The sequence below is a fragment of the Nocardioides sp. genome, from assembly GCF_035481145.1.
In the GTDB taxonomy this organism is placed as follows: Bacteria; Actinomycetota; Actinomycetes; order Propionibacteriales; family Nocardioidaceae; genus Nocardioides.
The window spans coordinates 1-2,593 of sequence record NZ_DATIHB010000107.1 but is presented as its reverse complement, the minus strand read 5'-3'; the positions used below and the strand labels follow the sequence as shown (position 1 = coordinate 2,593).

Here is a 2,593-nt window from a genome sequence, read left to right as displayed (position 1 = left end):
CCGCCGAGCGGGAGCCGACGACATCGCCGATCAGGGTGGCGACGGGACGGGGCGGGGTCACGTGAAGATCATACCTTCACATCGACAGAATGAAGCCAAATGCTTCATTGGATGATCAGCCGAGAAGCTCGTCCAGCTGCTCGTAGCCCTCGATGATCCCCGCCTCCATGCCCGAGGCGATCATCTGGTCACGCGCCTCCACGCTCTCGCCGACCGACAGGGCACGGAGCCGGCAGCGACCGCCGTCGAGCTCCTCGAGGGTCAGGATCTCGAGGGCCACGCTGTCGGGCGCCCCCTCCCAGGTGAAGGTCTGCACGATCCGCTCCCCCGGCCGCACCTCGTGGAACGACCCGAAGAACGTCGCGACCTCCTCGCCGTCGCGCTCGGCGACGTAGCGCCAGCGCCCGCCCGTCGAGCAGTCCCACTCGACGACGCGGGTGTCGATGGAGCGCGGCCCGATCCACCGCGCGAAGAGCTCCGGCTCGGCATGCGCCCGGAAGACCGCCTCCGCCGGGGCGTCGAACTCGCGGGTGATCTCGATGATCGGCAGTCCCGCAGGGGCGTCGATCGCGGTCTCGTGGTGGACAACGGTGCTCATGACACATCTCGCTCTCGGTCGGATCCGGTCAGGGTCTCCAGCACGGCATCGAGGCGGCCGTAGCGCTCCTCCGCCTCGCGGCGGTAGCGCTCGATCCACTTCGTCATCAGGTCGAAGACGCCCGCTTCGAGATGCGCCGGACGACGGCGCCCCTCCTGCGAGCGAGTCACCAGGCCCGCCTCCTCGAGCACCTTCAGGTGCTTGGAGACGGCCTGCAGGCTCATGGCGTACGGCGCACCCAGCTCGCCCGGGGTCGCGTCACCGTCCGCAGCGAGTCGCGCCACCAGGTCACGCCGAGTGGGGTCCGCCAGGGCGGCGAACGCCCTCGAGAGCTGGTCCGTCACAACGCCTCCTCGATCAACCGACTGGTTGTACATCAGTCAACGCCCCACCGTGAGAATTGTCAACCATTTGGTTGAGCAGTCGGTTCAGGCAGTCCAGTCGAGCCAGATGTCACCGACGATGACGATGCCGAACCAGAGGACCAGCGACACGACCGGCAGCCAGGCAAGCCGCACCGGGTGCGGTGTCCACCAGCGGAAGCCGAGCAGCAGCAGTCCGAGCCAGACCAGGAGCAGCACGACCACGCCGTACCAGGGCGCGAGCAGGCCGGAGGCGGCGTTGAGGAAGAAGGTGCCGGCCATGCCGGCCATGCCGACGAACGGCCAGGGCGAGATCTTCTCCGCGACCGGCTGGCCCTTGGGGATCGTGCTCAAGCCTCGTCGTTCTCCTGGTTGTCGTTCCAGGCGGGGTCGTTCTCCCAGGCCTCGTTGCGCTCGGCGACCTTCTCCAGCGCGCGTGCAGCCTCGGCCTCGGAGGGATAAGGCCCGAGCCGGTCGTTGGCACGACAGCCGGCACCCGGCTCCACGGCGTGGTGCTTGAGGCAGAACCAGTACTCCGAGTCGTTCTCGCTCATGGTGCGAACCTACACTCAGCACATGCCCGTCGCAGCCCCTGTCGCACCCGGAACCATCTCCCCGCGCCGCCCCGTGCCCGCCTCCATCCCGCGGCCGGAGTACGTCGACAAGCCGGCGCCGGCGAAGTTCACCGGCTCGGAGATCAAGGACGCCGAGACGATCGAGAAGATGCGCATCGCGGGCCGGCTCGCCGCCCAGGCACGTGAGCTCGTGGGGGCCGCCATCGTCCCCGGCGTCACGACCGACGAGCTCGACCGGATCGGCCACGAGTTCCTCTGCGACCACGGCGCCTACCCCTCGACCCTGGGCTATCGCGGCTTCCCCAAGTCGCTGTGCTCCAGCGTCAACGAGGTGGTCTGCCACGGCATCCCCGACAGCCGGATCGTCGAGGACGGCGACATCGTCAACATCGACATCACGGCGTTCCTCGACGGCGTCCACGGCGACACCAACGCGACGTTCCTCGCGGGCGACGTCGACGAGGAGTCCCGACTGCTGGTCGAGCGCACGCGCGAGGCGCTGCAGCGTGGCATCAACGCCGTGAAGCCGGGGCGGCGGACCAGCGTCATCGGCCGGGTCATCGAGTCCTACGCCAAGCGGTTCGGCTACGGCGTCGTCCGCGACTTCACCGGGCACGGCATCGGCACGTCGTTCCACAGCGGGCTGATCATCCCCCACTACGACCAGTCGCACTACGACGACCTGATCCAGGTCGGGATGACCTTCACGATCGAGCCGATGCTCAACCTCGGCACCCACGACTACACGATGTGGGCCGACAACTGGACCGTCGTCACGAAGGACCTCAAGCGCAGCGCGCAGTTCGAGCACACGCTCCTGGTCACCGCCGACGGCGCGGAGATCCTGACCAACCCCTGATCCACGTACGTCGCGTAATCGCGGCGAAAATTTCCCTGCGGAATGCAACCTGTGGGGCGACTCGGGCGTCGTAGCAGTGTCACTCTTCCCTGGAGGTCACCATGCCCGACGCCCGCGCCACCAGCTCCCGTTCCGCGACCCTCTCCGTCATCGGAGCCGTCGCCGCCAGCACGCTGCTCGGCGCCGGGCTGCTGACCGG

General features: G+C 68.3%; 5 protein-coding genes. 1 reads left to right on the top strand and 4 read right to left on the bottom strand.

Going from position 1 to position 2,593, the window contains the following annotated elements; translation table 11 throughout:
* Positions 1 to 115 precede the first annotated feature (115 nt).
* The 4 genes from VLF38_RS09230 to VLF38_RS09215 all read right to left on the bottom strand — a co-directional run bounded on the left by VLF38_RS09230 (position 116) and on the right by VLF38_RS09215 (position 1,514).
* Complete coding sequence (locus tag VLF38_RS09230; RefSeq protein ID WP_325270974.1) at positions 116 to 598, bottom strand: SRPBCC family protein; 483 nt, start codon at positions 596 to 598, stop codon at positions 116 to 118.
* The gene (locus tag VLF38_RS09225) at positions 595 to 942 is read right to left on the bottom strand and encodes a metalloregulator ArsR/SmtB family transcription factor (protein ID WP_325270973.1); all 348 of its coding nucleotides are present in this window, start codon (positions 940 to 942) and stop codon (positions 595 to 597) included. Before VLF38_RS09225 ends, VLF38_RS09230 begins: the two co-directional genes overlap by 4 nt.
* Positions 943 to 1,026: 84 nt before the next feature.
* Positions 1,027 to 1,314 (bottom strand): hypothetical protein, encoded by a 288-nt coding sequence (locus VLF38_RS09220; protein WP_325270972.1) that lies wholly within the window; start codon positions 1,312 to 1,314, stop codon positions 1,027 to 1,029.
* Positions 1,311 to 1,514: a hypothetical protein gene (locus VLF38_RS09215; protein WP_325270971.1), complete on the bottom strand. Its 204-nt coding sequence runs from the start codon at positions 1,512 to 1,514 to the stop codon at positions 1,311 to 1,313. Before VLF38_RS09215 ends, VLF38_RS09220 begins: the two co-directional genes overlap by 4 nt.
* Before the next feature lie 22 nt (positions 1,515 to 1,536).
* Here VLF38_RS09215 and map point away from each other — a divergent pair, with 22 nt between their 5' ends.
* Positions 1,537 to 2,394 (top strand): type I methionyl aminopeptidase, encoded by an 858-nt coding sequence (gene map, locus VLF38_RS09210; RefSeq protein ID WP_325270970.1) that lies wholly within the window; start codon positions 1,537 to 1,539, stop codon positions 2,392 to 2,394.
* Positions 2,395 to 2,593: the final 199 nt, after the last annotated feature.